27 protein-coding genes are annotated in these 26,695 nt (G+C 54.9%); 11 read left to right on the top strand and 16 right to left on the bottom strand.

The window, feature by feature from the left end:
- The first annotated feature begins 10 nt into the window (after nt 1-10).
- Both rsmF and BJ887_RS05085 read left to right on the top strand, forming a co-directional pair.
- On the top strand, nt 11-1,453 hold the full coding sequence (gene rsmF, locus BJ887_RS05090) for a 16S rRNA (cytosine(1407)-C(5))-methyltransferase RsmF (protein ID WP_040017777.1): 1,443 nt from the start codon (nt 11-13) through the stop codon (nt 1,451-1,453).
- Nucleotides 1,454-1,558: 105 nt separating this feature from the next.
- Nucleotides 1,559-1,798, top strand: a complete 240-nt coding sequence (locus tag BJ887_RS05085) for a YebV family protein (RefSeq protein ID WP_020883412.1) — start codon at nt 1,559-1,561, stop codon at nt 1,796-1,798.
- Nucleotides 1,799-1,832: 34 nt separating this feature from the next.
- On the opposite strand, the gene pphA is transcribed toward BJ887_RS05085, so the two are convergent.
- Entirely contained in the window at nt 1,833-2,477 is a 645-nt protein-coding gene (pphA, locus tag BJ887_RS05080; RefSeq protein WP_020883411.1) for a protein-serine/threonine phosphatase, read from the bottom strand.
- Nucleotides 2,478-2,644: 167 nt separating this feature from the next.
- Between pphA and BJ887_RS05075 the strand changes: the two genes are divergently transcribed.
- Entirely contained in the window at nt 2,645-3,586 is a 942-nt protein-coding gene (locus BJ887_RS05075; RefSeq protein ID WP_059306269.1) for a VirK/YbjX family protein, read from the top strand.
- A 406-nt stretch (nt 3,587-3,992) separates the two neighbouring features.
- Here BJ887_RS05075 and BJ887_RS05070 read toward each other — a convergent pair whose 3' ends face one another.
- From BJ887_RS05070 to yobA, 3 genes are read right to left on the bottom strand one after another with little or no spacing between them, the layout of a single operon-like run.
- Nucleotides 3,993-4,331 carry a YebY family protein gene (locus tag BJ887_RS05070; protein ID WP_121339451.1) on the bottom strand — a complete coding sequence of 113 codons (339 nt, stop codon included), beginning with the start codon at nt 4,329-4,331 and terminating at the stop codon, nt 3,993-3,995.
- A 16-nt stretch (nt 4,332-4,347) separates the two neighbouring features.
- Nucleotides 4,348-5,217 carry a copper homeostasis membrane protein CopD gene (gene copD / locus BJ887_RS05065; RefSeq protein ID WP_121339449.1) on the bottom strand — a complete coding sequence of 290 codons (870 nt, stop codon included), beginning with the start codon at nt 5,215-5,217 and terminating at the stop codon, nt 4,348-4,350.
- A gap of 1 nt (nt 5,218) precedes the next feature.
- Nucleotides 5,219-5,590 (bottom strand): CopC domain-containing protein YobA, encoded by a 372-nt coding sequence (gene yobA / locus BJ887_RS05060; protein ID WP_121339447.1) that lies wholly within the window; start codon nt 5,588-5,590, stop codon nt 5,219-5,221.
- Between the two features lie 137 nt (nt 5,591-5,727).
- Here yobA and BJ887_RS05055 point away from each other — a divergent pair, with 137 nt between their 5' ends.
- The 3 genes from BJ887_RS05055 (at nt 5,728) to exoX (ending at nt 7,405) form a co-directional block, all read left to right on the top strand.
- Nucleotides 5,728-5,958, top strand: coding sequence for a DNA polymerase III subunit theta (locus tag BJ887_RS05055; protein WP_013096102.1), 231 nt, complete (start codon nt 5,728-5,730; stop codon nt 5,956-5,958).
- Between the two features lie 109 nt (nt 5,959-6,067).
- Nucleotides 6,068-6,718 carry a carbon-nitrogen hydrolase family protein gene (locus BJ887_RS05050; RefSeq protein ID WP_121339445.1) on the top strand — a complete coding sequence of 217 codons (651 nt, stop codon included), beginning with the start codon at nt 6,068-6,070 and terminating at the stop codon, nt 6,716-6,718.
- Between the two features lie 24 nt (nt 6,719-6,742).
- Complete coding sequence (gene exoX, locus BJ887_RS05045) at nt 6,743-7,405, top strand: exodeoxyribonuclease X (RefSeq protein WP_014170626.1); 663 nt, start codon at nt 6,743-6,745, stop codon at nt 7,403-7,405.
- Here exoX and ptrB read toward each other — a convergent pair.
- Both ptrB and BJ887_RS05035 read right to left on the bottom strand, forming a co-directional pair.
- Nucleotides 7,402-9,462 carry an oligopeptidase B gene (ptrB, locus tag BJ887_RS05040; protein WP_121339443.1) on the bottom strand — a complete coding sequence of 687 codons (2,061 nt, stop codon included), beginning with the start codon at nt 9,460-9,462 and terminating at the stop codon, nt 7,402-7,404. The genes exoX and ptrB overlap by 4 nt on opposite strands.
- A gap of 85 nt (nt 9,463-9,547) precedes the next feature.
- On the bottom strand, nt 9,548-10,198 hold the full coding sequence (locus BJ887_RS05035; protein WP_014170628.1) for a tellurite resistance TerB family protein: 651 nt from the start codon (nt 10,196-10,198) through the stop codon (nt 9,548-9,550).
- Between the two features lie 170 nt (nt 10,199-10,368).
- On the opposite strand from BJ887_RS05035, the gene purT reads away from it, so the two are divergent.
- Nucleotides 10,369-11,547, top strand: a complete 1,179-nt coding sequence (gene purT, locus BJ887_RS05030) for a formate-dependent phosphoribosylglycinamide formyltransferase (protein WP_121339441.1) — start codon at nt 10,369-10,371, stop codon at nt 11,545-11,547.
- Between the two features lie 41 nt (nt 11,548-11,588).
- Here the strand turns inward: purT and kdgA are convergent, their stop codons facing one another.
- The 3 genes from kdgA to zwf all read right to left on the bottom strand — a co-directional run bounded on the left by kdgA (nt 11,589) and on the right by zwf (nt 15,791).
- Nucleotides 11,589-12,230: a bifunctional 4-hydroxy-2-oxoglutarate aldolase/2-dehydro-3-deoxy-phosphogluconate aldolase gene (kdgA, locus tag BJ887_RS05025; protein WP_020883402.1), complete on the bottom strand. Its 642-nt coding sequence runs from the start codon at nt 12,228-12,230 to the stop codon at nt 11,589-11,591.
- A gap of 39 nt (nt 12,231-12,269) precedes the next feature.
- On the bottom strand, nt 12,270-14,081 hold the full coding sequence (gene edd, locus BJ887_RS05020; RefSeq protein ID WP_121339439.1) for a phosphogluconate dehydratase: 1,812 nt from the start codon (nt 14,079-14,081) through the stop codon (nt 12,270-12,272).
- A 234-nt stretch (nt 14,082-14,315) separates the two neighbouring features.
- Complete coding sequence (gene zwf, locus BJ887_RS05015) at nt 14,316-15,791, bottom strand: glucose-6-phosphate dehydrogenase (protein ID WP_020883401.1); 1,476 nt, start codon at nt 15,789-15,791, stop codon at nt 14,316-14,318.
- A 357-nt stretch (nt 15,792-16,148) separates the two neighbouring features.
- On the opposite strand from zwf, the gene BJ887_RS05010 reads away from it, so the two are divergent.
- Together BJ887_RS05010 and pyk are read left to right on the top strand one after the other, a co-directional pair.
- Entirely contained in the window at nt 16,149-17,018 is an 870-nt protein-coding gene (locus BJ887_RS05010; protein WP_025203851.1) for a MurR/RpiR family transcriptional regulator, read from the top strand.
- 124 nt (nt 17,019-17,142) lie between these two features.
- Nucleotides 17,143-18,585, top strand: coding sequence for a pyruvate kinase (pyk, locus tag BJ887_RS05005; protein ID WP_020883399.1), 1,443 nt, complete (start codon nt 17,143-17,145; stop codon nt 18,583-18,585).
- Nucleotides 18,586-18,640: 55 nt separating this feature from the next.
- Here pyk and lpxM read toward each other — a convergent pair whose 3' ends face one another.
- The 3 genes from lpxM to znuA form a co-directional block, all read right to left on the bottom strand.
- Nucleotides 18,641-19,612, bottom strand: a complete 972-nt coding sequence (lpxM, locus tag BJ887_RS05000) for a lauroyl-Kdo(2)-lipid IV(A) myristoyltransferase (RefSeq protein WP_032678429.1) — start codon at nt 19,610-19,612, stop codon at nt 18,641-18,643.
- A gap of 119 nt (nt 19,613-19,731) precedes the next feature.
- Complete coding sequence (gene mepM / locus BJ887_RS04995) at nt 19,732-21,051, bottom strand: murein DD-endopeptidase MepM (protein WP_121339437.1); 1,320 nt, start codon at nt 21,049-21,051, stop codon at nt 19,732-19,734.
- A gap of 15 nt (nt 21,052-21,066) precedes the next feature.
- Complete coding sequence (gene znuA / locus BJ887_RS04990; RefSeq protein ID WP_025203849.1) at nt 21,067-22,011, bottom strand: zinc ABC transporter substrate-binding protein ZnuA; 945 nt, start codon at nt 22,009-22,011, stop codon at nt 21,067-21,069.
- Nucleotides 22,012-22,088: 77 nt separating this feature from the next.
- On the opposite strand from znuA, the gene znuC reads away from it, so the two are divergent.
- Nucleotides 22,089-22,844 carry a zinc ABC transporter ATP-binding protein ZnuC gene (znuC, locus tag BJ887_RS04985; protein WP_014170638.1) on the top strand — a complete coding sequence of 252 codons (756 nt, stop codon included), beginning with the start codon at nt 22,089-22,091 and terminating at the stop codon, nt 22,842-22,844.
- Nucleotides 22,841-23,626: a zinc ABC transporter permease subunit ZnuB gene (znuB, locus tag BJ887_RS04980; protein WP_032680775.1), complete on the top strand. Its 786-nt coding sequence runs from the start codon at nt 22,841-22,843 to the stop codon at nt 23,624-23,626. The genes znuC and znuB overlap by 4 nt, the downstream gene beginning before the upstream one ends.
- Before the next feature lie 39 nt (nt 23,627-23,665).
- On the opposite strand, the gene ruvB is transcribed toward znuB, so the two are convergent.
- The 4 genes from ruvB to BJ887_RS04960 form a co-directional block, all read right to left on the bottom strand.
- A complete protein-coding gene (gene ruvB / locus BJ887_RS04975) occupies nt 23,666-24,676 on the bottom strand; it encodes a Holliday junction branch migration DNA helicase RuvB (protein WP_014170640.1) in 1,011 nt (336 codons plus the stop codon).
- A gap of 8 nt (nt 24,677-24,684) precedes the next feature.
- On the bottom strand, nt 24,685-25,296 hold the full coding sequence (ruvA, locus tag BJ887_RS04970; protein WP_121339435.1) for a Holliday junction branch migration protein RuvA: 612 nt from the start codon (nt 25,294-25,296) through the stop codon (nt 24,685-24,687).
- 80 nt (nt 25,297-25,376) lie between these two features.
- A complete protein-coding gene (gene ruvC / locus BJ887_RS04965) occupies nt 25,377-25,898 on the bottom strand; it encodes a crossover junction endodeoxyribonuclease RuvC (RefSeq protein ID WP_025203848.1) in 522 nt (173 codons plus the stop codon).
- A 34-nt stretch (nt 25,899-25,932) separates the two neighbouring features.
- Complete coding sequence (locus BJ887_RS04960; RefSeq protein ID WP_014170643.1) at nt 25,933-26,673, bottom strand: YebC/PmpR family DNA-binding transcriptional regulator; 741 nt, start codon at nt 26,671-26,673, stop codon at nt 25,933-25,935.
- Between the last annotated feature and the right edge of the window lie 22 nt (nt 26,674-26,695).

The following is a 26,695-nucleotide window of genomic DNA, read 5'->3' as shown; positions in this document are numbered from 1 at the left end:
TGGTGTGCACGTGGCTCAAAACTCCGTATTTCTTCCTGAACAATTCCTGGCGCAGATGCGCGAGGCGCTTCCTTCTCACCTCTCGTTAGACGATTTTATCGCCGCCTGTCAGCGGCCGTTGCGCCGGAGTATTCGCGTCAACACGCTGAAAATAAGCGTCGCCGATTTTCTGGCGCTGGTCTCGCCGTATAACTGGCAACTGACGCCAGTACCGTGGTGTGCAGAGGGTTTTTGGATTGAACGGGATGACGAAGCGTCGTTGCCATTGGGCAGTACCGCAGAACATCTGAGTGGTCTGTTTTATATCCAGGAAGCCAGCTCGATGCTGCCGGTTGCCGCCCTGTTTGCGGATGATAATGCGCCAGAACGCGTCATGGATGTCGCTGCCGCGCCGGGCTCCAAAACCACGCAGATTGCCGCCAGGATGGGGAATCGCGGGGCCATTCTCGCCAACGAGTTTTCAGCCAGTCGCGTTAAAGTTCTGCACGCTAACATCAGCCGCTGCGGGATCCATAACGTTGCCCTGACGCACTTCGATGGCCGCGTATTTGGCGCAGCCCTGCCAGAAGCGTTTGATGCCATCCTGCTGGACGCGCCCTGCTCCGGCGAAGGGGTGGTGCGTAAAGATCCTGATGCGTTAAAAAACTGGTCTGTGGAGAGTAACCTTGAGATTGCCGCCACCCAGCGCGAACTGATCGACAGCGCCTTCCATGCCCTGCGTCCCGGTGGCACATTGGTTTATTCGACCTGCACCTTAAACCGTGACGAGAACGAGGACGTCTGTCTGTGGCTCAAGGCGCAATACCCTGATGCCGTCGAGTTCCTGCCGTTAAACGGCTTGTTCGCTTCAGCCAATGAAGCCGTCACGCCTGAAGGATTTCTGCACGTTTTCCCCCAGATTTATGACTGCGAAGGTTTTTTTGTCGCACGGTTGCGTAAAACGCAGGCGGTTGAGCCACTGCCAGCCCCGACGTTTAAGGTCGGCAATTTCCCCTTCGCCCCCATGAAAAGGCGTGAGGCGGAGCAAGTCACTACCGCCGCCGCTAAGGTCGGGCTTGCCTGGGATGACACATGCCATCTTTGGATTCGCGATAAAGAGATTTGGCTTTTCCCGGCAAATATTGAGCCGCTTATCGGCAAGGTACGTTTTTCCCGCATCGGGATCCGCCTCGCGGAAGTGCACAATAAAGGCTATCGCTGGCAGCATGAGGCTGTTATCGCCCTCGCCGGCAGCGAGAATACGTTCGCCCTGACGCACCAGGAAGCCGAAGAGTGGTACCGGGGCCGTGACGTATATCCGGACAACACGCCATCGCATGATGAAGTGGTAGTGACCTATCAGGGTTATCCGTTAGGGCTGGCGAAAAAGGTGGGCTCGCGACTGAAAAACAGCTATCCGCGAGAGCTGGTTCGTGATGGACGATTGTTTACCGGTAACGATCGCACCGGCTGAAAAAAGCGCATTTTTTTACTGGCGATTTTGCTCTCCTTGTCTACGATCAAAAATGGATGCCCATACTGGTCATACCAGATTTTGATAACACACCCGGAGAGCAATATGACGAAAACCAGCGTGCGTATTGGCGCTTTCGAAATCGACGACGCAGAATTGCGCGGCGAAGCACAGGGCGAACGAACGTTAAGTATTCCCTGCAAATCCGACCCGGATTTGTGCATGCAACTGGATGCCTGGGACGCCGATACCAGCGTACCGGCAATACTTGATGGCGAACACTCAGTCCTTTACCGTGAGCATTACGATAGTCAATCCGATGCCTGGGTCATGCGTCTTGCCTGACCTAAAGAGAACCCGCCCGAAGGCGGGTTATTTATTACTGAAGCTGCGCCAGCGTAAAGTAACCATCGAAAACGGCGCCGGTATCAATGTAGTGCAGGTTATTAAAATCATACCGCCGGTCAAGTGGCGTATGTCCGAACCAGAAATGGTCCGCACCGCCGATCCCCTGCCCTTTCCCGACCATAAACCCCATCAGCCGATCGCGATCCCATAGTACGTGCTGGGCGCTTACGGGTTTTTGCCAGCGGTATTCCGCAGCGGGATAGTCAGCGTGAGCAATCACATTCAAACCGTTTGCACAGGTTATCTCGATAATGTGCGGCAGTTCCCGACACGCATTAAGTAACGTCAGCGCCAGCTGCTGCTGTGTGTGCTCAAGGCGGGTAAACCAAATTCCGCCATTCATTGTCCAGAGTGCAAAATCATTATTATCAAGGCTGTCGATAGCCATTTGTTCATGGTTGCCCCGTACTGCACGAAACCATTTTTCATTCATGAGCTGTAAACATTTAATACTGTCAGGGCCACGGTCAATTACATCCCCTACGGAAATAAGCAAATCCTCATAAGGATTAAAATGCCGGCGTTTCAGTTCATCCATGAGCCATTGATAACAACCATGTATGTCGCTGACAACCCAGACGTGCCGCCACTTCCCACCATCGATTCGCTGATACATAAAACCTCCTTGCTTAAGTATAGACGCAGCAGAAATTGCAGCTGACACGCGCAGCATTCACAAAGCCAAACGAACGGTAAACCAAATGGAAATAAAGATCCGCGCGCTATTAATCCCTTTTTGCTGACTCTTTAGAATAAGGCATGAATTAAACGAGAGGTCTTAACGTGTCTAATATGCACCTGCACGACGATGTGTTCTATCCGCATCGCACAAATATCATTTCCGAGCTGGTGAAAGGAAAACGCGTTCCGGGTCCAATCTGGCAGAAGCGCGAGTATCGTCTGAAGTTCCTGCTGCGCTCGCTCCTGTTCTGGTCTTCCACCCATCGCGTGCTGGAAACGCTCTCAGGACGTGATGATTTTGACCGTCTGCTGGCCTCTCAAATTACCTTACCGAGTAAAACCCATCGGCAGTATCTGATGCGTGGCCTGACGGCCGGCGATCGGGCTGACGCTATCATTAGCCATTATCACTGGGTCGATAGCCTGAAAAATATCACCCTCGCCAACGCGCTGACCAGCCCGCAAGAGCAGACGATAGTGCAATTTCAGGCAAAAAACGACGCGACGTATACCGTGAGTGCCTCCTCTGCCGGCAAAGCCGAGCGGGAAGGTGAAAGCACGCTGTGGCTGCGCGACAGCGAGAATACCGTGCTCGCAAGCCTGACGTTTAGCGTCGCCCGCAGCAACGGGCAGCGAGTGCTGGTGATTGGTGGGCTTCAGGGGCCACGTCGCAACGTCTCGCATGACGCCATTAAACTGGCGACCCGCGCCTGCCATGGCCTGTTTCCAAAACGCGTGCTGATGGAAGTTGTTTTCCAGCTGGCCGCACATTCATCCGTCCGGGCGATTTTTGCTGTCGGTGATGAGGGGCACGTTTTCCGCGCACTGCGTTACCGCCTGAGCAAAGGCCGTCATTTCCACGCCAGCTATGACGAATTCTGGGCGAGTCTGGACGGTAAGAAAATCTCCCCCTTCTGCTGGCAGCTGCCGTTACAGATGGAGCGTAAATCCCTGGAAGATATCGCCAGTAAAAAACGGGCGGAATATCGCCGTCGCTTTGAACTGCTTGACTGCATTGAGGCTGAGGTGAAATCACGCTTTTAAGCGCGCTGAGAGCTTTCTTCAACTCTGCACAAAAATTTAACAAAACCGACAAAAAGGGCTGGACTTACGCCTGCCGTTTTGTGATATGGTTGAAGGCGGATCACTGAACGTGTCCCTTCTGAGAGAGCCGGTGAAAGGAATAAATCGTTTGCTTTCAATCAGATAAAAAGAGACCGAATACGATTCCTGTATTCGGTCCAGGGAAATGGCTCTTGGGAGAGAGCCGTGCGCTAAAAGTTGGCATTAATGCAGGCTAAGTCGCCTTGCCTTTTAAGAATAGATGACGACGCCAGGTTTTCCAGTCCTCAGTTAAAGCGGCCGGAAAAAAAGCGTATGAGCATCATTAAAAGTAAAAAACCGCAGTGCTTTCGCAAGCATCTGCGGTTTTTTATTGGAAACCCGAAGATTAACAAAGCGTGTCTGCACGCTCGATAAACGGTGCCAGGCTCATCTTCTGCCCTGGATGCGTGGGATCATCAATCTGAATAACGCTGATTGGCTGTCCACTGCTTTTGCCGCTGGCGACCTGCTGCTCTGCGACATCATTTAAAGGGTATTGCACCAGCGTGCTTGGGTTAATCGCATACAAGGCGTGCCCCGGACGGCAGGTCAGCATCACCTCTTCACGATTAAACGCCCATTTGTCCTTACCCACTTCAAAACGGCTGACGGTAATGACCTGTGGTGCGGCCAGGGCACTCCCCGTGCAGGCCAGCAAGATGAGAGAAAGTAGTGTCTTTTTCATAGGATAGTTAACCTTGTCAGAAGGGTTCCCAGGTCGCGAACAGACTGACTGTAGCCAGCACCAGCGCACCCAGCACCACTTCTGCATGTGTCATTCTGATAAATATTTGTTGTTCTCGCCCGCTTTGCGCACGAAACCGTGGCACCAGAAAATACCGATTTGCCAGCGCAATTACCACCATCAAAGCCACCAGCGCACATTTGAACAACAAAAATTGCACGTAACGGGCCTGCCAGGGAATATCGATACCCAGAATAAACAGCGCATTAAAAACGCCGGTAAGCACCACGCCTGCTACGGCGTAATGCCCCACGCGTGAGAAGCGCATCATGGTGTAGATTGCGGCAGGCTGCCACTGCCCTTTCGCCAGACGCATGCAAAACAGCAGCGGCAGTAATCCGCCAAGCCAGGTTGCAGCACATAACACATGAAGAGCGTGATTAAGGCGCTGTAATGCGCCCACCGCGCCTTCGTTCATTGTCGCATGCCCTACTCCCGCCAGCAGGACGAACTGTCCCATGGCGAGCAGTAACAGCCGTGAGCCTTTATGCGGAGCCAGCCATGCTGTACCGGCAGTAAGGGCCGCGAGAATGATTTGCCACAGCCAGACGCTTCCAAACTGCGTCCCCAGCACGCTACGCCAGATGTCGGGGTTGACGACATCGCCCCAGCCATTCCCCATTAACCCGCCCTGAAGCGTAAACATCAGGAGCGCTGTCACCAGGCTGATTAACGCCGCCATTCTCTGCTGCGACTGAAAACGCCGGGACATGAGTCGTTGCAGAGAGGAAGGAGCAAACCAGACGCTATACAGCGCATTGCCAAAAATAAGCATTAACGCGCCGAAATGGAGAAAGCGCAGCCCTACGTAGCACATCGCCAGCATGCTATTTCACGCTAAAGTGATAACTGCCTTTTGTCTTGTGGCCGTCTACCGACACCACATGCCAGTCAACCTGGTAGGTTCCGGGCGTCAACTCGCGTTCCAGAGGCACATTCAGCTGCGTCTTGTCTTTCTCGTCGTGTTTAACGGCACCGGTCCTGATGGTCTGCTTTTGTGCATCCGTCACCACCACACCGCTAAAACGGGGCTCAATACCTTCTGAAAACGTCAGCGTCAGCGTGCGCGGTGCCGTCACGAGGCTATCTGCTGCCGGAGTCTGTTGTTTAAGGTGAGCGTGCGCCAGCACGGAGGGTGACATCACGCAAGAGGCCAAAAAGACCAGTGCGCCTGCCGCGCGGGAAGAGGATAAACCCATCGCAATCATTCCTTTTTGTTATGCCTGTATGGCAAAGAATAACTCTGTATAATAAGCGAGTCGAGGATCATCCCACCTCTGCTTGTCATCGTCGAGCAATCGCGGTAACGTTGCCGCCGTCTAAAAAGGAGAAGGTAATGAAGATCAATCTGGCCGCCCTTCCTCAGGACGAGATGGATAAAGTGAATGTCGATCTCGCTGCCGCTGGCGTCGCATTTAAAGAGCGTTACAACATGCCCATCGTGGCTGAAGTGGTTGAACGTGAGCAACCTGCTCATCTGCGCGACTGGTTTCGCGAACGCTTAATTGCGCATCGTCTCGCCTCAGTTAACCTTTCTCGTTTACCGTACGAACCTAAAGTTAAATAAGCTTAACGAGTCGTTACACTTCCTTACGCGGAATATGGCAGGATAAGAAAACCCTGATTAAATTAGGTGTATTCTTAAATCACTGCGACTCTGTGTAAAGGAAGTCACGATGTCACAATGGAATATTGCTGCCGCCCAGTATGCCGGGCTGCACCACAGTGTAGATGAACATGTCGCGCACCATCTCCGTTTCATTGCCGAAGCGGCACGACAGCAGTGCGATTTGCTGGTATTCCCGGAGCTCTCATTAACTGGCCCAGGGACAACGACGCTCCCCGCCCCTCCCGATGATAAACAGCTGGCCCCATTGCTAAACGCCGCGAAATTATGCCGGATTACTATTATTGCCGGGCTTCCGCTCGACGTGAATGGCCATCGTCAGAAAGGCCTTGCCCTGTTTACCCCTTCTCGCCATAGCATCCTGCGCTACCCTCAGGGTCGTGGTGCAAGCCTGATCCCGGGTGATAAACAGCTGACGATCATCGATGCACATGCTGATTCGCCAAATCTCGACCCACAGGCGACGCTGTTTACCAGCTGCCAGTCAGTGGGAGACAGCCGCTGGCGGCAATCCATCAGTACCCTGCAGCGATTCGCACACAAATATGCCATTGCGGTGTTAATGGCGAACGCGCGCGGCGGCAGCGCGTTATGGGATGAAAAAGGTCAGCTGATCGTCCGCGCGGACAAAGGTGAACTGCTATTGACCGGATCTCTTGGCAGACAGGGTTGGCAAGGCGATATCATTCCTTTAGGCTAGGCGTTTTAGGCTCAGGAGAGTTCAATGCTGCGCGTCATCGATACCGAAACCTGCGATCTTCAGGGCGGAATAGTGGAAGTGGCTTCTGTCGACGTGATTGATGGAAAAATAGTCAACCCAATGAGCCATCTGGTACGTCCCGACCGCCCGATCAGCCCGCAAGCAATGGCTATTCATCGCATTACAGAATCGATGGTGGCGGACAAACCGTGGATAGAAGAGGTGATACCCCATTATTACGGTAGCCCGTGGTACGTCGCGCACAACGCCAGTTTTGACCGCCGGGTGCTCCCCGACATGCCCGGAGAATGGATTTGCACGATGAAACTGGCGCGTCGTCTCTGGCCTGGGATTAAGTACAGCAATATGGCGTTGTACAAATCCCGTAAGCTGAGCGTCAGAACGCCGGAGGGTCTGCACCACCACCGCGCCTTGTATGACTGCTACATCACCGCCGCGTTACTCATTGATATTATGAATAACTCCGGCTGGACTCCTGATGATATGGCGACCATTACCGGGCGTCCGGCGTTGCTGACTACCTTCACCTTTGGCAAATACCGCGGTCGGGCGGTTTCCGATATTGCGGATAAAGATCCGGGCTATCTGCGCTGGCTCTATAACAACCTCGATAAGATGAGCCCGGAACTGCGTTTAACGCTTAAGCACTATCTTGGCGAAGCTTAACGCTCCGCACGGCCTGGCAGCGTCTCCTGTGCCAGGCCAACCAAAAACGCATACTCCAGAGCCACGCCTTCGTAAGATTTAAATCGCCCCGATTTCCCGCCGTGACCGGAGTCCATATCCGTGCACAGCAGCAGCAGGTTGTCGTCGGTTTTCAGTTCCCGCAGTTTCGCCACCCATTTTGCAGGCTCCCAGTATTGCACCTGTGAGTCGTGCAATCCGGTGGTTACCAGCATGTGCGGATACGCTTGCGCTTCCACATTGTCGTACGGGCTGTACTCTTTCATGTAGCGATAGTAGATCTCATCCTGCGGGTTGCCCCACTCTTCAAACTCTCCGGTCGTCAGCGGGATGGATTCATCCAGCATGGTCGTTACCACATCGACAAACGGCACCTGCGCAATAATCCCTTTAAAGCGATCGGGACGCTGATTGATGACGGCCCCCATCAATAATCCTCCCGCGCTGCCGCCCATACCAAAGCAAAGCCCAGGATCGCCATAGCCCTGCTCAATCAACGCATCGCAGACGTCGAGATAATCATTGAAGGTATTTTTCTTTTTCAGGAATTTCCCGTCTTCATACCAGTGCTGACCCAACTCCCCGCCGCCGCGAACATGCGCAATGGCGAACACAAAACCGCGATCCAGCAGACTTAACCGGCTGCTGCTGAAATCAGCGTCCATGCTTGAGCCGTAGGAGCCGTAGCCGTAAACCAGAATCGGATTCTTACCTTTCTGGAAATGCGCCCGATGATAAACAAGCGAGACCGGCACCTCGACGCCATCGCGGGCGGTAACCCACAGGTGTTCGCTTCGGTAGTTGTCGGAATCGAACCCTTTCACTTCGGACTGTTTAAGCACCTGACGTTGCCCGGTGTCCATATCCAGCTCAAAGAGCGTATCGGGCGTGGTCATAGACGAGTAGCCGTAGCGCAGACGCGACGATTCCGGCTCAGGATTAAACCCTATCCACGTAACATAGGCCGGGTCGTCAAACGCAATCCCGATCACTTCCCGCGTTTTGCGGTTAATTTGCCGCAGGCTGGTCAGCCCCCGCTGGCGCTCCTCAACCACCAGCCAGTCGGTGAACAGTGTAAACCCTTCGAGCATCACCTGCTCCCGGGCGGGGATTAACACTTCCCACTTACGTTCATCGCGTACTTTGGTTTTGTAGAGGCCAAAGTTTTTACCCTCCCGATTAGAGCGCAGGTAAAAGCTGTGCTGGAAGTGATCGAGGCTGTATTCATGATCTTTACGCCGCGGCAGGAAGCACAGCGGCTGCGCATCAGGTAGCTCGGCGTCCAGAAGCAGAACTTCAGAGGTTGTGGCGCTGGCCAGGAAGATAATCACATAGTGGCGGGACGAGGTTTTGTGCAGGCTGACATAAAACGTTTCGTCTTTCTCTTCGTAAACCAGTTCGTCGTCAGCAGAATCCGTCCCAACGGTATGGCGCCACACCTGGTAAGGCAGCAACGTGGAGGCATGCTTTTTGACGTAGTAGACCGTTTCGGAATCATTCGCCCAGACAAAGTCCGGCGAAACGTTATCCAGCATTTCCGGATACCAGTTACCGGTTTCCAGGTTGCGAAAACGCAAACCGTACTGACGACGGGAGAGGTAATCCTCCGCCAGCGCCATAATGGTGTTATCGGGAGAGATGGACATGCCGCCGAGGGTATAAAACTCGCTGTGGGCGGCGCGCTGGTTGGCATCCAGCAAGATATCCCACTCATCCCATTCCGCGCATAACACCGACTGTCGCTGGTAGATGGGATACTCGTTGCCAGGTTCGTAGATATGGCGATATCGATAGCCATTTTTGGTCCATGGCGCGGAAATATCGCGCTGGGGGATACGCTGCACCATTTCATTTAGCAGCTGATCCTGCAACGCCTGCTGGCTGGACATGACCTTGCGGCCATAGTCGTTTTCCTCGTGCAGGTAGTCAAGCACTTCTGGCCGGGAACGGGAGTCGTCCCGCAGCCAGTAATAGTTATCTATACGCGTATCGCCATGCGTGGTGATCGCATACGGAGTACGTCGGGCTTTCGGTGGCATGTCATCATTCTTTTGAGTTTTACACCCTATAAGGTTGGCAAAACCCACGCATGATGCAAGCGAAACATGGCTGCGACGGCGGCAGTTAGCCCTGTAACGCCCGTTTTTGCTCCTGAATATCCTTCTCGATCCCGTCCCGGACATCTTGTGGGATCTTCAGGGCATCACCCAGCGCATTGAGATAGCTGCGCTCCATAAAGTGATCGATATCGATGGCGGCACAGCTCAGAAAATAGAGCTCAAGCGCCTCTTCCTCATTTTTCACGCTTTGCGCCAGACGCTGCGGTTCGAGTGGCTGTTCGATGGCCTGCGCCACCAGCGCTCTGCCCTTTTCTTCGACACCGGCTTCGCGCAGTTGCTGCTCAATCGCCGATCGTTCCTGGTCATCAATGTGCCCGTCGCTTTTCGCCGCGAACACCAGCGCCAGGATGAGCCGTTCGGTACGCAGATCCAGCGGCGAGGTCTGCTCACCAAAGTGGGGTTCGTCGCTGTGCGCGGTCCGCACTCTGTCCTTGTATTTGTTCCACAGTACGGTACCCGCAATAGCGCCGCCGCCCGCCAGCAGCGCGCCGGTACCATACTTTGCCAGTAACTTACGCGAGGATTTATTGGCAACCAGCAGTCCAGCCAGCCCGCCAAGCGCCCCCGGTACCAGGAGTTTGCTCAGCCCCTGCTCGCCGGATGACGACGTTTTCTGTCCCAACATGGATTGCAATTGATTTAGCCAGCCTGACATGGTTTCCCTCACTTAACGGTGAATATGTCTCCCAGCGTAAGCGAGCAGGCGTCAGGAAATGTCTGCCACGGCTAAAGAAGCGCAAATTTCTTAACCGCTCTCGGGCCCTGAACAAGACAGACGCAAACGTTTACGTTTATAATGCGCGCAACTTTTTCAGGGGGATTGTTATGACTCGTTTAGGAACCGCGCTGCGACCTGCGGCGACGCGTGTGATGCTGTTAGGATCGGGCGAACTGGGTAAAGAGGTCGCCATTGAGTGCCAGCGTTTGGGCGTGGAAGTCATTGCAGTGGATCGTTACGCTGACGCACCTGCCATGCACGTCGCCCACCGTTCTTATGTGATCAATATGCTGGATGGCGATGCCCTGCGTACGCTGATTACGCAGGAGAAACCGGATTTCGTGGTACCCGAAATTGAAGCCATTGCCACCGATACGCTGATCGCCCTTGAGCAGGAAGGCCAGCGCGTGGTTCCCTGCGCAAAAGCGGCCAAACTGACCATGAACCGCGAAGGCATTCGTCGTCTGGCGGCTGAAGAGCTGTCCTTACCTACCTCAGGTTACCGTTTTGCCGGCGATAAAGCCGCTTTCCTGCAGGCTGTCGACGAAATTGGCTACCCGTGCATCATTAAGCCCGTCATGAGTTCCTCCGGTAAAGGACAGAGCTTTATCCGCGACAGCAGCACTCTGGATAAGGCGTGGGAGTATGCCCAGCAGGGAGGACGTGCCGGTGCCGGTCGCGTGATTATCGAAGGCGTCGTAAAGTTTGATTTCGAAATCACGCTGCTGACGGTCAGCGCCGTTGATGGCGTCCATTTCTGCGATCCGATTGGCCACCGCCAGGAAGATGGCGACTATCGTGAATCCTGGCAGCCGCAGCGGATGAGCGACCTGGCGCTGGCACGTGCGCAGGAAATTGCCCGTAAAGTGGTTCTGGCGCTGGGCGGTTACGGATTGTTTGGCGTGGAACTGTTTGTCTGCGGCGACGAGGTAATTTTCAGTGAAGTCTCCCCTCGCCCGCACGATACCGGGATGGTCACGCTGATTTCACAGGACCTTTCTGAATTCGCCCTGCATGTGCGCGCCTTCCTCGGCCTGCCCGTTGGCGGCATTCGTCAGTACGGCCCGGCGGCTTCGGCGGTGATCCTGCCGCAATTAACCAGCCAGAACGTCACCTTTGATAACGTCGAAGGGGCTATGGGTGCAGGCTTGCAGGTTCGTCTGTTCGGGAAACCGGAGATTGACGGCACGCGCCGCCTTGGCGTGGCGCTAGCGACCGGTGAAAACGTGGATGAGGCTGTGGCAAGAGCCAAAACAGCCGCCGCGAATGTGAAGGTTGCAGGATAAAAAAAACGGGCCAGCAGGCCCGTTTTTCATACTGTCTTCGCTTACTGCTTCGCACCTTCAACCGCTTCGCGAGCCAGTTTAGTGATGCGATCCCAGTCGCCTGCTTCCAGCGCATCCGCAGGAACCAGCCATGAGCCGCCGATGCACAGGACACTTTTCAGCGCCAGGTAGTCACGGTAGTTTGCCGGAGAGATACCGCCCGTCGGGCAGAAGCGAACCTGAGAGAATGGACCCGCAATAGCCTGCAGCGCTTTGGTGCCGCCGTTAGCTTCAGCCGGGAAGAATTTGAACTCTTTCAGGCCGTAATCCATACCCATCATCAGTTCAGATACGGTGCTGATACCCGGGATCAGAGGGATCGTGCCTTCGGTTGCAGCTTTCAGCAGCGGCTCGGTCAGGCCAGGGCTGATAGCAAACTGCGCGCCCGCTTCGGTCACGTCAGCCAGCTGCTGTGCGTTCAGTACGGTACCCGCACCGATGATCGCGTCCGGCACTTCTTTGGCGATAGCGCGAATAGCGTCCATCGCGCAGGCGGTACGCAGGGTCACTTCCAGAACACGAACACCACCCGCAACCAGGGCTTTCGCCATCGGGACAGCATGTTCCAGCTTATTCACCACGATTACCGGCACGACAGGGCCAGTGGTCAGGATTGCTTCTGCACTTGTTTTCCAGTTTTTCATCAGAGTTTTCTCTCGCCAGATCGATAAAATCAAGTCGTCTTAAAACGTAATACAGGTTGCGCCCTGCTCCGCACCGGAGAGTTTCTCACGCAGCGCACCAAACATTTCGCGTCCGGTTCCCACGCGCGATGCGCTCAGGTCAGGAATATGTGGCTTACGTGCCGCCAGTTCAGCGTCATCCACCAGCAGGGTTAACTCACCTGTCTGACCGTTAACGCGGATCATGTCTCCATCACGAACTTTCGCCAGCAAACCGCCGTCGTAAGCTTCCGGGGTCACGTGGATAGCAGAAGGCACTTTACCTGATGCGCCAGAGAGGCGTCCATCGGTCACTAACGCAATTTTGAAACGGCGGTCCAATAATACACCAAGTGGCGGCATAAGTTTATGTAATTCTGGCATCCCGTTCGCTTTTGGCCCCTGATGGCGCACCACAACGACGCAATCTTTGTCGAGCAGACCGGCATCAAACGCAGGCAAAACGTCATGCTGGCTTTCAAACACCACGGCCGGCGCTTCGATAATCTGGTTCTCTTCCGGTACGGCGGAGGTTTTCATCACCGCACGTCCCAGGTTACCGCTGAGCACTTTGGTGCCGCCGTGACGAGAGAACGGTTGTTCAAAGGTGGCGATAACCTGTGCGTCAAGCGAGGCGGTGGCGCCTTCACGCCAGTCAAGCTCACCGTTATTGAGCCACGGCTCATGGGTATAACGCTGCAAACCAAAGCCCGCCACGGTGTTCACATCTTCATGCAGCAGACCGCCTTTCAGCAGCTCGCGCATCAGCACCGGCACGCCACCGGCAGCCTGGAAGTGGTTGATGTCAGCCGGGCCGTTCGGGTACAGGCGCGCCATCAGTGGCACCACAGACGAGATATCAGAGAAATCATCCCAGTTAATCAGGATGCCCGCCGCGCGCGCCATTGCCACCAGATGCATGGTGTGGTTGGTTGAGCCGCCGGTTGCCAGCAGCGCAACGATACCGTTGACGATCACTTTCTCGTCGACCATTTTACCCAGCGGCATCCACGCGTTGCCGTTACCGGTCAGACGCGTTACCTGGCGGGCAGCTGCTTCAGTCAGGGCCTTACGCAGTGGCGCATCCGGCTGAATGAAAGAGGACCCAGGAAGCTGCATCCCCATAAATTCCACCACCATCTGGTTGGTGTTGGCCGTGCCGTAGAAGGTACAGGTGCCCGGCGCATGGTAGGAAGCGGCTTCCGCTTCCAGCAGTGCCTGACGATCTGCTTTACCTTCCGCATACAGCTGACGGATACGCACTTTTTCTTTATTTGGCAGGCCGCTTGCCATCGGACCTGACGGCACGAAGATCGCAGGCAGATGACCAAACGACAGCGCTGCCATGGCCAGCCCCGGGACGATTTTATCGCACACGCCGAGGTACAGCGCGCCATCAAACATATTGTGAGACAGGCCCACTGCGGCCGACATCGCAATCACTTCGCGGCTCAGCAGAGAGAGCTCCATCCCATCCTGACCCTGCGTCACGCCATCGCACATGGCCGGCACGCCGCCCGCGACCTGGCCTACCGCATTGACGCTGTGCAGCGCTTTACGGATGATCTCCGGATACACTTCGTACGGCTGATGCGCAGAAAGCATGTCGTTGTAGGAGGTAATGATGGCGATATTGTTACGCAGCATGCTTTTCAGCGAGGCTTTATCGTCGGGCTGGCAGGCGGCGAAACCGTGCGCCAGGTTACCGCAGGCGAGTTGTGAGCGATGAACGGTATTACTTCTGGCCTGTTCAATCCGGGCGAGGTAGGCAGAACGGGTCTCTTTCGAGCGCTCAATAATGCGTTGTGTTACGCGTAACAATGTCGGATTCATAAAAGCTCCTCTAATTTATCTGTCCGGGCTCGGGAGTTTACAAAGTCGCTGGCGATTATTAACAACGCTGAAACGCTTGCTGTCCGGAGCTCAGGGGCAAAATCACTTCCGGCAGTGTAATAAAAAAAGCTCCGCGGGTGAATCCACGCGGAGCTTAAAAGTTTATAAATTGTGCCACGAGCTGTGTTAGATCATGTTACCGGTAAAATAACACCTAAGAGGCAGCTGATTATTTTACTCAAACTCATTCCAGGAGCGGCCATCACGGGTGATCATCGCGACGGACGCGACAGGCCCCCAGGTGCCCGCCTGATACGGTTTTGGCGCATCCTGATCCGCAGCCCAGGCTTCGGTGATGGAGTCGACCCATTTCCACGCCTCTTCCACCTCATCGCGACGCACGAACAGCGCCTGGATACCGCGCATGGTTTCCAGCAGCAGACGCTCGTAAGCATCGGCAAGGTGCGTCTGATTGAATGTTTCGGAGTAGCTCAGGTCCAGCTTGGTGGTCTGCAGGTTATGTTTGTGATCCAGGCCCGGCACTTTGTTCAGGATCTGGATGTCCACCCCTTCGTCTGGCTGCAGACGAATGGTCAGTTTGTTCTGTGGCAGCTCCTGCCAGGACTCTTTGAACAGGTTGAGTTCAGGGTTTTTGAAGTAAACGACCACTTCAGAGCATTTGGTCGGCAGACGTTTACCGGTACGCAGGTAGAACGGAACGCCCGCCCAGCGCCAGTCATCGATATCCACGCGGATCGCCACAAACGTCTCGGTATTGCTCGCCTTGTTGGCACCCTCTTCTTCCAGGTAGCCCGGCACTTTTTTACCCTGAGCAAACCCTGCGGTGTACTGGCCGCGTACCGTTTTCTCACGCACGTTTGAGCGATCGATGCGACGCAGCGACTTCAGCACTTTCACTTTAGCATCACGGATGCTGTCCGCCGTCAGGTCAGACGGTGGAGACATGGCAATCATGCAAAGGATTTGCAGCAGGTGGTTCTGGATCATGTCGCGCATCTGACCGGCCTGGTCAAAGTAACCCCAGCGGCCTTCGATACCTACCTCTTCGGCCACGGTGATTTCCACATGGTCGATGGTACGGTTGTCCCAGTTATTCACAAACAGGGAGTTGGCAAAACGCAGTGCCAGCAGGTTCAGTACCGTCTCTTTACCGAGATAGTGGTCGATACGGTAGACCTGGCACTCTTCGAAGTACTCGCCGACCTGGTCGTTAATTTCGCGGGAGGTTGAAAGAGAGGTCCCCAGCGGTTTCTCCATCACCACGCGTGCCGGTTTAGCGTTCAGCTTCGCTTCGCCCAGGCCTTTGCAGATTGCACCGAAAGTGCTTGGCGGCATGGCGAAGTAGTTAATGGTGACACGGTTTTTCTGATCCAGCATCGCGCCTAAACGGTTAAACGCGCTGACGTCGTTCACGTCCAGGTTACAGAAATCAAGACGTCCGCTGAGGGTATCCCACAAACTTTCATCAATCTTTTCCTTCATGAAAGTTTCGAGCGCCTCGCGTACGACCTTGGTATAAGCTTCCTTGTCCCAGTCGGCGCGCCCAACGCCCAGGATACGCGTATCCGGATGAATTTGGCCCGCTTTCTCCAGTTGATACAGGGAAGGCAGCAATTTCCGGCGTGCAAGATCGCCTTTCGCGCCGAAAATGACCAGGTCACATGCCTGGGCTGTTTGCGTTACCGCCATGTCATTCTCCTCAGTTGGATCACCTGGTACTTCTGCCAGGTATCGTTGTAATTTTATTACGTTGCACTGTACTGCTTTTACGTCATTCCCGAAACCATTAGCGCTTAACCTCGCGTGCGATACCGCGATTTTTTCGCCGTCAGACGCGTGTGGTGGCGGAATCACGCAAAAAGCGTTGATTCTTTGAACTACAGGGTCATAACAAAACCCGACACCGATCAAGTAATGAAAAAAAACAACAACATTATCTTGTCGACTGTTACCCTTTATGGAAGCCACAGGGGTAATATCGGCTAAATCGAATCAGGATTTCATGAATTAATGAAATCGTTTCCACCCATGAGCGCCCTGTTAATAATGAACATGCTGGAAAAAATCCAGTTCCAACTGGAACACCTTAGCAAATCCGAGCGAAAAGTGGCCGAAGTCATTCTTGCTGCTCCTGCTCAGGCGATTCATTCAAGCATCGCCGCTCTGGCGCAGGAGGCAGGCGTCAGCGAACCGACGGTTAACCGCTTCTGCCGTAGCCTTGAAACGCGCGGCTTTCCTGATTTTAAACTGCATCTTGCACAAAGTCTGGCAAACGGCACGCCTTATGTTAATCGCAATGTGGATGAAGACGACAGTGTTGATGCCTATACGGCAAAAATATTTGAGTCGGCCATGGCTACGCTTGACCACGTTCGCCAGTCCCTGGATATGAATTCCGTGAACCGCGCGGTAGATTTACTGACCCAGGCCAAGCGCATTGCGTTCTTTGGCCTCGGCTCGTCGGCGGCCGTGGCGCATGACGCCATGAATAAGTTCTTCCGCTTTAACGTCCCGGTCATTTATTCCGATGACATTGTCCTGCAACGCATGAGCTGTATGAATTGCAGTGAAGATGATGTCGTGGTACTCATTTCGCACACCGGGCGCACCAAAAGCCAGGTGGAGCTGGCGCAACTGGCGCGTGAAAACGATGCCATGGTTATTGCCCTCACGACGGCGGGCACGCCGCTGGCAAGAGAAGCAACGCTCGCCATCACCCTTGACGTCCCGGAAGACACCGACATGTATATGCCGATGGTCTCCCGTCTGGCGCAGCTCACGGTGATTGACGTGCTGGCAACCGGTTTCACCCTCCGTCGTGGCGCAAAATTCAGAGATAACTTGAAGCGTGTCAAGGAAGCGCTTAAGGAATCGCGTTTTGATAAAGAATTGCTTATGAAAAGCGATGTTCCCTAAATAGTTTAATAACTACGATGTAACGATTTACGGCATTCGGTCCTCTCTCTGTTGCCTTGCAGCAGATGAAGGCCGATTTAATGTTCACGCAACACCAAAGTTGTTTCAGTCAACGGAGTATTACATGTCCAGAAGGCTTCGCAGAACCAAGATCGTAACCACCTTAGGCCCGGCCACTGACCGCGATAACAATCTCGAGAAAATTATCGCCGCGGGTGCCAACGTGGTGCGTATGAACTTCTCTCACGGTACGCCAGAAGACCATAAATTACGTGCCGACAAAGTGCGTGAAATTGCGGCCAAACTTGGTCGTCATGTTGCTATCCTCGGGGACCTGCAGGGTCCAAAAATTCGTGTTTCAACCTTCAAAGAAGGTAAAGTCTTCCTCAATATCGGCGACAAATTCCTGCTCGATGCCAACCTGGGTAAAGGCGAAGGCGATAAAGAAAAAGTTGGGATCGACTATAAAGGTCTGCCGGCTGACGTTGTGCCTGGCGATATCCTGCTGCTCGACGACGGTCGCGTTCAGCTGAAAGTGCTGGAAGTTCAGGGGATGAAGGTATTCACCGAAGTCACCGTCGGCGGCCCGCTCTCAAACAACAAAGGCATTAACAAACTCGGCGGTGGCCTCTCAGCCGAAGCGCTGACCGATAAAGACAAAGCAGATATCGTGACCGCTGCGCTGATTGGCGTTGACTACCTGGCCGTCTCCTTCCCACGCTGTGGCGAAGACCTGAACTACGCGCGCCGTCTGGCACGTGATGCGGGCTGTGATGCCAAAATCGTTGCTAAAGTGGAACGTGCGGAAGCCGTTTGCGATCAGGACGCGATGGATGACGTGATTCTGGCCTCTGACGTGGTGATGGTTGCCCGTGGCGATCTGGGCGTGGAAATTGGCGACCCTGAGCTGGTGGGGATCCAGAAAGCACTGATCCGCCGTGCACGTCAGCTTAACCGTGCCGTGATCACCGCAACCCAGATGATGGAATCCATGATCACCAACCCGATGCCGACCCGTGCAGAGGTGATGGACGTGGCTAACGCCGTGCTGGACGGTACCGATGCCGTAATGCTTTCTGCAGAAACCGCAGCCGGCCAGTACCCTGCAGAAACTGTAGCCGCGATGGCACGCGTTTGCCTGGGTGCTGAAAAGATCCCAAGCATCAACGTCTCTAAACACCGTCTGGACGTGCAGTTCGACAACGTGGAAGAAGCGATTGCGATGTCTGCCATGTACGCCGCTAACCACCTGAAAGGCGTAACGGCGATTATCACCATGACCGAATCTGGCCGTACCGCGCTGATGACCTCCCGTATCAGCTCCGGTCTGCCCATCTTCGCCATGTCCCGTCACGAGCGTACGCTGAACCTGACGGCGCTGTATCGCGGTGTCACGCCGGTGCACTTCGACAGCACCAACGACGGTGTCGCGGCTGCCCACGACGCCGTGAACCTGCTGCGCGACAAAGGCTATCTGGTCTCCGGTGATATCGTGATTGTGACTCAGGGTGACGTGATGAGCACCATCGGCTCGACCAATACCACTCGCGTATTAACCGTCGAGTAAGCACGCCCCTGTTAAAAAGCCCGCTCTTTTCGGAGCGGGCTTTTTTTATTTCTGCTTATTTCTTCGGGAAAAGTTCTTTGCGTTTGTACGGCTCTGTTTCACCGGGCTTACGCGTTTTGAGCAACTTCAGTATCCACGTGTATTGCTCAGCATGCGGTCCCACCAGAATCTCGACCTCTTCGTTCATTCGGCGCGCAATGGTGTGATCGTCCGCCGTCAGTAAATCATCCATCGGTGGACGCACTTCAATGCTCAGGCGATGGGTTTTCCCGTCGTATACCGGAAACAGCGGAATGACGCGCGCACGGCAGACTTTCATCAGGCGGCCAATCGCCGGCAACGTGGCTTTATACGTCGCGAAGAAATCCACAAACTCACTGTGCTCGGGGCCGTGGTCCTGATCCGGCAGATAGTAACCCCAGTAGCCCTGACGCACGGACTGTATAAACGGTTTGATGCCATCATTACGCGCATGCAGACGGCCACCAAAACGGCGCCGCACGGTGTTCCAGACGTAATCAAAGATCTTATTGCCCTGGTTATGGAACATTGCCGCCATTTTCTGCCCCTGTGACGCCATCAGCATCGCAGGAATATCCACGCCCCAGCCGTGAGGAACGAGGAAGATCACCTTCTCGTTGTTGCGGCGCATCTCTTCGATGATTTCCAGCCCTTTCCAGTCAACACGCGTCTGAACTTTCTCCGGCCCTTTGAGCGCCAGTTCGGCCATCATTGCCATGGCCTGCGGCGCGGTCGTGTACATGTCGTCAATCAGCGCTTCACGCTCGGCGTCACTCTTCTCCGGGAAACAGTACAGGAGGTTAATCTGCGCACGGCGACGGGCACTTTTACCAAACCGGCCCGCCAGGCGGCCTATTTTTCCCAGTACCGGATCGCGAACCGAGGCAGGTAACATCGCAATCCCCGCAAATGCGTAAACGCCAAGCCAGGCACTCCAGTTGCGCGGGTGGCGAAAGGATTTTTCAAACTCAGGAATGTACTCAATATTGTTTTTTTGGGTTTCCATGCTGGTTCCAGGGTCTGGTGACGCAAAATTTCATTCAGATAGTGTAGCGAGGCAGCCGCTCGCGTACAAAACAAAAAGCCGGCACATACTGAGGCCGGCTTTTTCACTAAACAGAGGGCTTAATCAAAGCGCAGCTGCGGAATCACCTCTTTCACCTGCGCCAGGTAATCGGAACGATCTTTACCTGTCAGGCCTTCGGTACGCGGCAGTTTCGCCGTAAGCGGGTTCACTGCCTGTTGGTTAATCCACACCTCATAGTGCAGATGCGGCCCGGTAGAGCGCCCGGTATTCCCGGAGAGCGCGATACGGTCGCCACGTTTCACTTTCTGTCCCGGCTTAACCAGCAGCTTACGCAGGTGCATATAGCGGGTGGTATAGGTACGACCATGACGCACCGCGACATAATACCCGGCTGCACCGCTGCGTTTTGCAATCACCACTTCGCCATCACCCACAGCCAGCACAGGTGTCCCCTGCGGCATGGCAAAGTCAACGCCACGGTGCGGCGCAACACGCCCGGTGACCGGGTTCAGGCGGCGCGGGTTAAAGTTGGATGAAACACGGAATTGTTTAGCCGTCGGGAAGCGCAGGAAGCCCTTCGCAAGCCCGGTACCGCTGCGGTCGTAGAACTTACCGTCTTCAGCACGAATGGCGTAGTAATCTTTGCCATCAGAGCGCAGACGCACGCCCACCAGTTGGCTCTGCTCACGCTTGCCGTCAAGCATTTCACGGGACATGAGAACGGAGAATTCATCGCCTCTCTTCAGTTTGCGGAAGTCCATTTGCCACTGCATGGCTTTGATTACCGAGCTGATCTCGGCGCTGGTCAGCCCCGCATCGCGCGCGCTGGAGACAAAGCTTGCGCCTACGGTCCCTTTCATCACGCTGTTCACCCAGTCGCCTTTCTGCATTTCACTGGTCATTTTGAAACCGTTTGCAGTGCGATCGTAGGTGCGGGTTTCGCGACGGGACATCTCCCAGGTCAGGCGTTGCAGATCGCCATCAGCGGTTAACGTCCAGGAGAGCTGTTGACCAATTTTCAGGTTACGAAGATCTTTATCCGCCGCCGCCAGCTGGCTGATGTTTCCCATGTCGATACCGTACTGGTTCAGAACGCTGCTTAACGTATCACCCGTCGAAACGACATATTCGTGGATCCCCGCTTCATTCTCGGTTTTATCGTCCAGCTCATCCTGCGGAATGGCTTCATCTTCCTGAGCCGCCTGGTCGATAGGTTCACTGGCCTCAGGGAGGAGAGAGCGGATCTCGCTCTTCTCAAGCTCGATGGTTTTGATGATTGGGGCAGAACTCGGATGGTAAACATAGGGCCGCCAGACGGCGACCGCTAACGTGAGAACTGTAAGAGACCCCAGCATAACGCGATGGGGTCGAGGCAGATTGTTAAATGCCAGGGCGACAGAGCGGGCTATCTGTTGCACGTATTCACTTCCTCGTTAATCTCCTTTCAGGCAGCTCGCATACTGGTTCGCCAGTTGGCTGAGAAACTGCGAATAGCTCGCTTTGCTCAACTGGATATTCGTTCCTAGCGGGTCAAGGGTTCCCATGCGCACGGATGTTCCCCTGGCCACGGCTTCTACGACCGCTGGCCTGAACTGTGGCTCAGCAAAAACGCATGTCGCTTTCTGCTCAACCAACTGTGTTCTGATTTCATGTAAACGCTGCGCACCAGGTTGAATTTCAGGGTTGACGGTAAAGTGCCCCAGCGGGGTCAGGCCGTAGTGTTTCTCGTAATAGCCATAGGCGTCATGAAAAACGAAATACCCTTTTCCTTTCAACGGTGCGAGCTCATTACCCACCTGCTTATCAGTTGCGGCTAATTGTGCCTCAAAATCCTTCAGGTTGGCGTCTAGTTTGGCTCGACTTTGCGGCATAAGTTCCACTAATTTGTCATGGATTGCAACCGCCGAAAGCCGCGCTATCTCTGGGGATAGCCAAAGGTGCATGTTGTACTCGCCGTGATGGTGATCCCCATCACCTTTTTCGCCGTCGGCGTGTCCGGCATCATGTTCATCACCGTCGTCGTCAGCCCCTTTCATGAGCAACGGTTTCACGCCCGGGAGTTCGGCAATGGCGACCTGTTTTTCGCCCGGCACCTGTTTTGCCGACTTCTGCATAAACGCTTCCATCTCTGGACCAATCCAGACAACTAAGTCCGCGTTTTGTAAGCGTTTTACATCAGATGGACGCAGGGAATAATCATGCTCGGAAGCCCCATCAGGGAGCAGAACCTGGGTGTCAGTAACCCCGTCTGCAATCGCGGAAGCAATGAAACCGAGCGGTTTAAGCGAAGCGACAACAGCAGCGTTAACATCTTGTGCTGTTGAACCCCAAAGGGCAGCGGATAATGCTGCGAAAAGAAGCGTATTTTTATGTAACATAATGCGACTAATCATCGTAATGAATGCGTGGGATGTGATATTATAACATTCGTTGACTTCTGCAAGCTTAAATTGACATGACAACTTTGGTTTCTCTCGACAATATTTCGGTCTCATTTGGCCAACGCCGCGTCCTCTCTGACGTGTCGCTGGATCTGAAACCCGGCAAAATTCTGACGCTGCTCGGCCCCAATGGCGCAGGGAAATCCACCCTGGTGCGCGTGGTGCTGGGTCTGGTAACACCTGACGAAGGGGTTATCCGCCGTGAGGAAAAATTACGCATCGGCTATGTGCCGCAAAAACTCCACCTCGACGCCACACTGCCGCTGACGGTTAGCCGCTTCCTGCGTCTGCGCCCCGGGACACATAAAGCCGATATTCTTCCGGCGCTGAAACGCGTGCAGGCAGGCCATCTGATTGATGCCCCACTGCAGAAACTGTCCGGGGGTGAAACCCAGCGCGTATTGCTTGCCCGCGCCCTGTTGAGCAGCCCACAGCTTCTGGTGCTGGATGAGCCGACGCAGGGTGTGGACGTCAATGGTCAGGTCGCACTTTACGATTTAATCGACCAGCTACGCCGCGAACTCAACTGTGCGGTGCTGATGGTTTCCCACGATCTCCATCTGGTGATGGCCAAGACCGACGAAGTGCTGTGCCTTAACCATCACATCTGCTGTTCCGGCACGCCGGAAGTGGTGTCAATGCACCCTGAATTCATCTCCATGTTCGGCCCTCGCGGCGCTGAGCAGCTGGGAATTTATCGCCATCATCACAATCACCGCCATGATTTACAGGGACGAATTGTCCTGCGCCGGGGAAATGGACACTCATGATTGAACTGTTACTGCCCGGCTGGCTGGCCGGGATTATGCTTGCCTGCGCCGCGGGCCCGCTGGGCTCGTTTGTGGTGTGGCGCAGAATGTCCTATTTTGGCGATACGCTGGCACACGCGTCTCTGCTGGGCGTTGCCTTTGGCCTGTTACTGGACGTGAATCCCTTCTACGCGGTGATTGTGGTTACGCTGCTGCTGGCCGCAGGGCTGGTATGGCTGGAAAAACGCCCTCACCTCGCCATCGATACGCTGCTTGGTATTATGGCCCACAGCGCCCTGTCGCTGGGTCTGGTGGTCGTGAGCCTGATGTCGAACATTCGTGTTGATCTGATGGCCTACCTGTTCGGTGACCTGCTGGCCGTGACGCCTGAAGATCTGATCTCCATCGCCGGTGGTGTGGTGGTTGTGCTGGGTATTCTGCTCTGGCAGTGGCGTAATTTGCTGGCAATGACCGTCAGCCCGGATCTGGCGTTTGTCGACGGCGTGAAGCTGCAGCGCGTGAAGCTGTTGCTGATGCTGGTGACGGCGTTAACGATTGGTGTGGCGATGAAATTCGTCGGCGCGCTGATCATCACTTCCCTGCTGATTATCCCCGCGGCCACTGCGCGTCGTTTTGCCCGTACGCCGGAGCAAATGGCCGGTGTGGCGGTTATCATCGGGATGATTGCGGTAACGGGAGGGTTAACCTTCTCGGCGTTCTACGATACCCCTGCCGGCCCGTCTGTGGTGCTGTGTGCGGCGCTGCTGTTTATCTTCAGTATGATGAAGAAGCCTGCAAGCTGATCGCCTCTCCCCTCTCCCACCCGGGAGAGGGGACCTCTGCTACGGCATCGCTGGCGGGGTAATACCAAAATGGTTCCACGCCCGCACCGTTGCCATACGACCGCGCGGGGTACGTTGCAAGAAACCCTGCTGGATCAGATACGGCTCAAGCACATCTTCAATTGTCTCGCGCTCTTCACCAATCGCTGCCGCCAGGTTATCCAGTCCGACCGGACCGCCAAAGAACTTATCCAGTACCGCCAGCAACAGCTTACGGTCCATGTAGTCAAAGCCTTCGGCATCCACATTCAGCATATCCAGCGCCTGCGCTGCAATCTCAGCCGAGATCGTGCCATCGTGCTTTACTTCGGAAAAGTCACGTACGCGACGCAACAGGCGGTTCGCAATACGCGGCGTCCCCCGCGAGCGCTTCGCTACCTCAAACGCCCCTTCCTCGCTCATCTCCAGCCCCATATAGCGGGCACTGCGGCCAACGATATGCTGAAGATCCGCAACCTGATAGAACTCCAGACGCTGAACGATACCAAAACGATCGCGAAGCGGAGAGGTCAATGACCCGGCGCGCGTCGTCGCGCCAATCAGGGTAAACGGAGGCAGATCGATTTTGATGGAACGTGCTGCCGGACCTTCACCGATCATGATGTCCAGCTGGTAATCTTCCATTGCCGGATAGAGCACCTCTTCCACGACCGGCGACAGACGGTGGATCTCATCGATAAACAGCACGTCATGCGGTTCAAGGTTGGTCAACATTGCCGCCAGATCGCCCGCTTTTTCCAGCACCGGGCCAGAGGTTGTGCGCAGGTTAACGCCCATTTCATTGGCGACAATGTTCGCCAGCGTGGTTTTCCCCAGACCGGGAGGGCCAAAAATCAGCAGGTGATCGAGTGCATCGCCGCGCAGTTTTGCCGCCTGGATGAAGATCTCCATCTGAGAACGAACCTGCGGCTGGCCAATATACTCATCAAGCAGTTTCGGGCGGATGGCGCGATCCACCACGTCTTCTGCCTGAAGGGTGCCTGCCGATACCAGGCGATCTGCTTCAATCATCCTTTACCTCACAATGCCGCGCGTAGCGCTTCACGAATCAGGGTTTCACTGCTGGCATCCGGTTTGGCAATTTTGCTCACCATCCGGCTGGCCTCCTGAGGTTTATATCCCAGCGCCACCAGCGCAGCAACCGCTTCCTGTTCAGCATCGTCAGAGGCTTGCGCGCCCGGCGAGGTAAGCATCAGATCAGCGGCTGGCGTAAACAGATCGCCATGCAGACCTTTAAAGCGGTCTTTCATCTCGACAATCAGACGCTCCGCGGTTTTCTTGCCGATACCCGGGAGTTTAATCAGCGCAGCAGGATCTTCGCGCTCAACGGCATTGACGAACTGCAGAGCGGACATGCCGGACAAAATAGCCAGCGCCAGCTTCGGCCCGACGCCGTTGGTTTTGATCAGCTCGCGAAACAGCATCCGTTCCTGTTTGTTGTTGAAGCCATACAGCAACTGGGCATCTTCACGCACCACAAACTGGGTAAAGACAATCGCCTCTTTGCCCGCGTCCGGCAACTCATAGAAGCAGGTCATCGGCATATGGACTTCATAGCCCACGCCACCGACTTCCAGCAGCACTAACGGGGGTTGTTTTTCAATGATGATGCCTCTGAGTCTGCCTATCACATGACGCTCCTGCGTTCTGGAAGAAATTAACTGCCGACATAATAAAAAAAGGCTGGATAAACATCCAGCCTGATTTGTCATTATCGTAACCTGCCTCGCGCCAGATTAAGCCGCGATTCGCTCATCTGAACCGCGTTCTGGCTTATATGACAGTGGGTAATGGCTATCGCCAGCGCATCGGCGGCGTCTGCCTGCGGGTTCGCGGGAAGCTTCAGGAGCGTGCGCACCATATGCTGCACCTGACTTTTCTCCGCGCTACCAATCCCCACGACGGTCTGTTTGACCTGTCTGGCTGCGTATTCGAACACCGGAAGATCCTGATTCACCGCCGCCACAATGGCAACGCCCCGTGCCTGACCCAGTTTTAACGCTGAATCGGCGTTTTTCGCCATAAAGACCTGCTCGATGGCAAAAAAGTCGGGCTGAAACTGGGTGATGATCTCCGACACGCCAGCATAGATTAGCTTCAGGCGCGACGGCAGATCGTCCACTTTGGTCCGAATACAGCCGCTGCCAAGGTAGGTTAACTGGCGCCCTACCTGCCGGATGACGCCATAACCGGTGACGCGCGAGCCGGGGTCAATCCCGAGGATAATCGACATCACGCGTCTCCCGTAAACGGTTTATACGCTCTCATCAGAGAGTCGCTGCAACCTCATCAGAGATTTCACCGTTATGATACACTTCCTGCACGTCGTCACAGTCTTCGAGCATGTCGATCAGACGCAGCAGTTTAGGTGCCGTTTCTGCATCCATGTCCGCTTTGGTTGACGGGATCATGGAGACTTCAGCATTGTCTGCTTTCAGACCTGCCGCTTCCAGCGCGTCACGTACTGCGCCCATTTCTTCCCACGCGGTGTAGACGTCGATTGCGCCATCATCATAGGTCACAACGTCTTCTGCACCGGCTTCCAGCGCCGCTTCCATGATTACGTCTTCGTCGCCTTTCTCGAAGGAGATGACGCCTTTTTTGCTGAACAGATAGGCCACGGAGCCGTCAGTGCCCAGGTTACCACCGCATTTGCTGAAGGCATGACGCACTTCCGCTACGGTACGGTTACGGTTGTCGGACAGACATTCAACCATCACCGCCGTACCGCCAGGACCGTAACCTTCATAAATGATGGTTTCCATGTTCGCGTCTTCATCACCGCCTACGCCACGTGCGATAGCACGGTTCAGGGTGTCACGCGTCATGTTGTTGGACAGGGCTTTATCCACTGCCGCGCGCAGACGCGGGTTAGACGCCGCATCGCCGCCGCCCAGACGTGCCGCTGTAACCAGCTCACGAATAATTTTGGTGAAGATCTTACCGCGCTTGGCATCCTGTGCCGCTTTGCGGTGTTTGGTGTTGGCCCACTTACTATGACCTGCCATAAAAATTTCCTCAAAGAGCGCG

The sequence above is a fragment of the Enterobacter sp. WPR_3_1 genome, assembly GCF_003635055.1.
GTDB classification, from domain to species: Bacteria; Pseudomonadota; Gammaproteobacteria; order Enterobacterales; family Enterobacteriaceae; genus Enterobacter; species Enterobacter ludwigii.
Note: the sequence above shows the minus strand (reverse complement) of the source record. Positions and strands in the feature narration are given on the sequence as shown.

Bases quoted from the DNA above. Each gene is read 5' to 3' on its own strand.
- BJ887_RS05085 (WP_020883412.1), top strand. From the start codon at position 1,559: ATGACGAAAACCAGCGTGCGTATTGGCGCTTTCGAAATCGACGACGCA.
- pphA (WP_020883411.1), bottom strand. From the start codon at position 2,477: ATGTATCAGCGAATCGATGGTGGGAAGTGGCGGCACGTCTGGGTTGTC.
- BJ887_RS05070 (WP_121339451.1), bottom strand. From the start codon at position 4,331: ATGAAAAAGACACTACTTTCTCTCATCTTGCTGGCCTGCACGGGGAGT.
- copD (WP_121339449.1), bottom strand. From the start codon at position 5,217: ATGCTGGCGATGTGCTACGTAGGGCTGCGCTTTCTCCATTTCGGCGCG.
- yobA (WP_121339447.1), bottom strand. From the start codon at position 5,590: ATGGGTTTATCCTCTTCCCGCGCGGCAGGCGCACTGGTCTTTTTGGCC.
- BJ887_RS05055 (WP_013096102.1), top strand. From the start codon at position 5,728: ATGAAGATCAATCTGGCCGCCCTTCCTCAGGACGAGATGGATAAAGTG.
- BJ887_RS05050 (WP_121339445.1), top strand. From the start codon at position 6,068: ATGTCACAATGGAATATTGCTGCCGCCCAGTATGCCGGGCTGCACCAC.
- exoX (WP_014170626.1), top strand. From the start codon at position 6,743: ATGCTGCGCGTCATCGATACCGAAACCTGCGATCTTCAGGGCGGAATA.
- ptrB (WP_121339443.1), bottom strand. From the start codon at position 9,462: ATGCCACCGAAAGCCCGACGTACTCCGTATGCGATCACCACGCATGGC.
- BJ887_RS05035 (WP_014170628.1), bottom strand. From the start codon at position 10,198: ATGTCAGGCTGGCTAAATCAATTGCAATCCATGTTGGGACAGAAAACG.
- purT (WP_121339441.1), top strand. From the start codon at position 10,369: ATGACTCGTTTAGGAACCGCGCTGCGACCTGCGGCGACGCGTGTGATG.
- kdgA (WP_020883402.1), bottom strand. From the start codon at position 12,230: ATGAAAAACTGGAAAACAAGTGCAGAAGCAATCCTGACCACTGGCCCT.
- edd (WP_121339439.1), bottom strand. From the start codon at position 14,081: ATGAATCCGACATTGTTACGCGTAACACAACGCATTATTGAGCGCTCG.
- zwf (WP_020883401.1), bottom strand. From the start codon at position 15,791: ATGGCGGTAACGCAAACAGCCCAGGCATGTGACCTGGTCATTTTCGGC.
- BJ887_RS05010 (WP_025203851.1), top strand. From the start codon at position 16,149: ATGAACATGCTGGAAAAAATCCAGTTCCAACTGGAACACCTTAGCAAA.
- pyk (WP_020883399.1), top strand. From the start codon at position 17,143: ATGTCCAGAAGGCTTCGCAGAACCAAGATCGTAACCACCTTAGGCCCG.
- lpxM (WP_032678429.1), bottom strand. From the start codon at position 19,612: ATGGAAACCCAAAAAAACAATATTGAGTACATTCCTGAGTTTGAAAAA.
- znuA (WP_025203849.1), bottom strand. From the start codon at position 22,011: ATGTTACATAAAAATACGCTTCTTTTCGCAGCATTATCCGCTGCCCTT.
- znuC (WP_014170638.1), top strand. From the start codon at position 22,089: ATGACAACTTTGGTTTCTCTCGACAATATTTCGGTCTCATTTGGCCAA.
- znuB (WP_032680775.1), top strand. From the start codon at position 22,841: ATGATTGAACTGTTACTGCCCGGCTGGCTGGCCGGGATTATGCTTGCC.
- ruvB (WP_014170640.1), bottom strand. From the start codon at position 24,676: ATGATTGAAGCAGATCGCCTGGTATCGGCAGGCACCCTTCAGGCAGAA.
- ruvC (WP_025203848.1), bottom strand. From the start codon at position 25,898: ATGTCGATTATCCTCGGGATTGACCCCGGCTCGCGCGTCACCGGTTAT.
- BJ887_RS04960 (WP_014170643.1), bottom strand. From the start codon at position 26,673: ATGGCAGGTCATAGTAAGTGGGCCAACACCAAACACCGCAAAGCGGCA.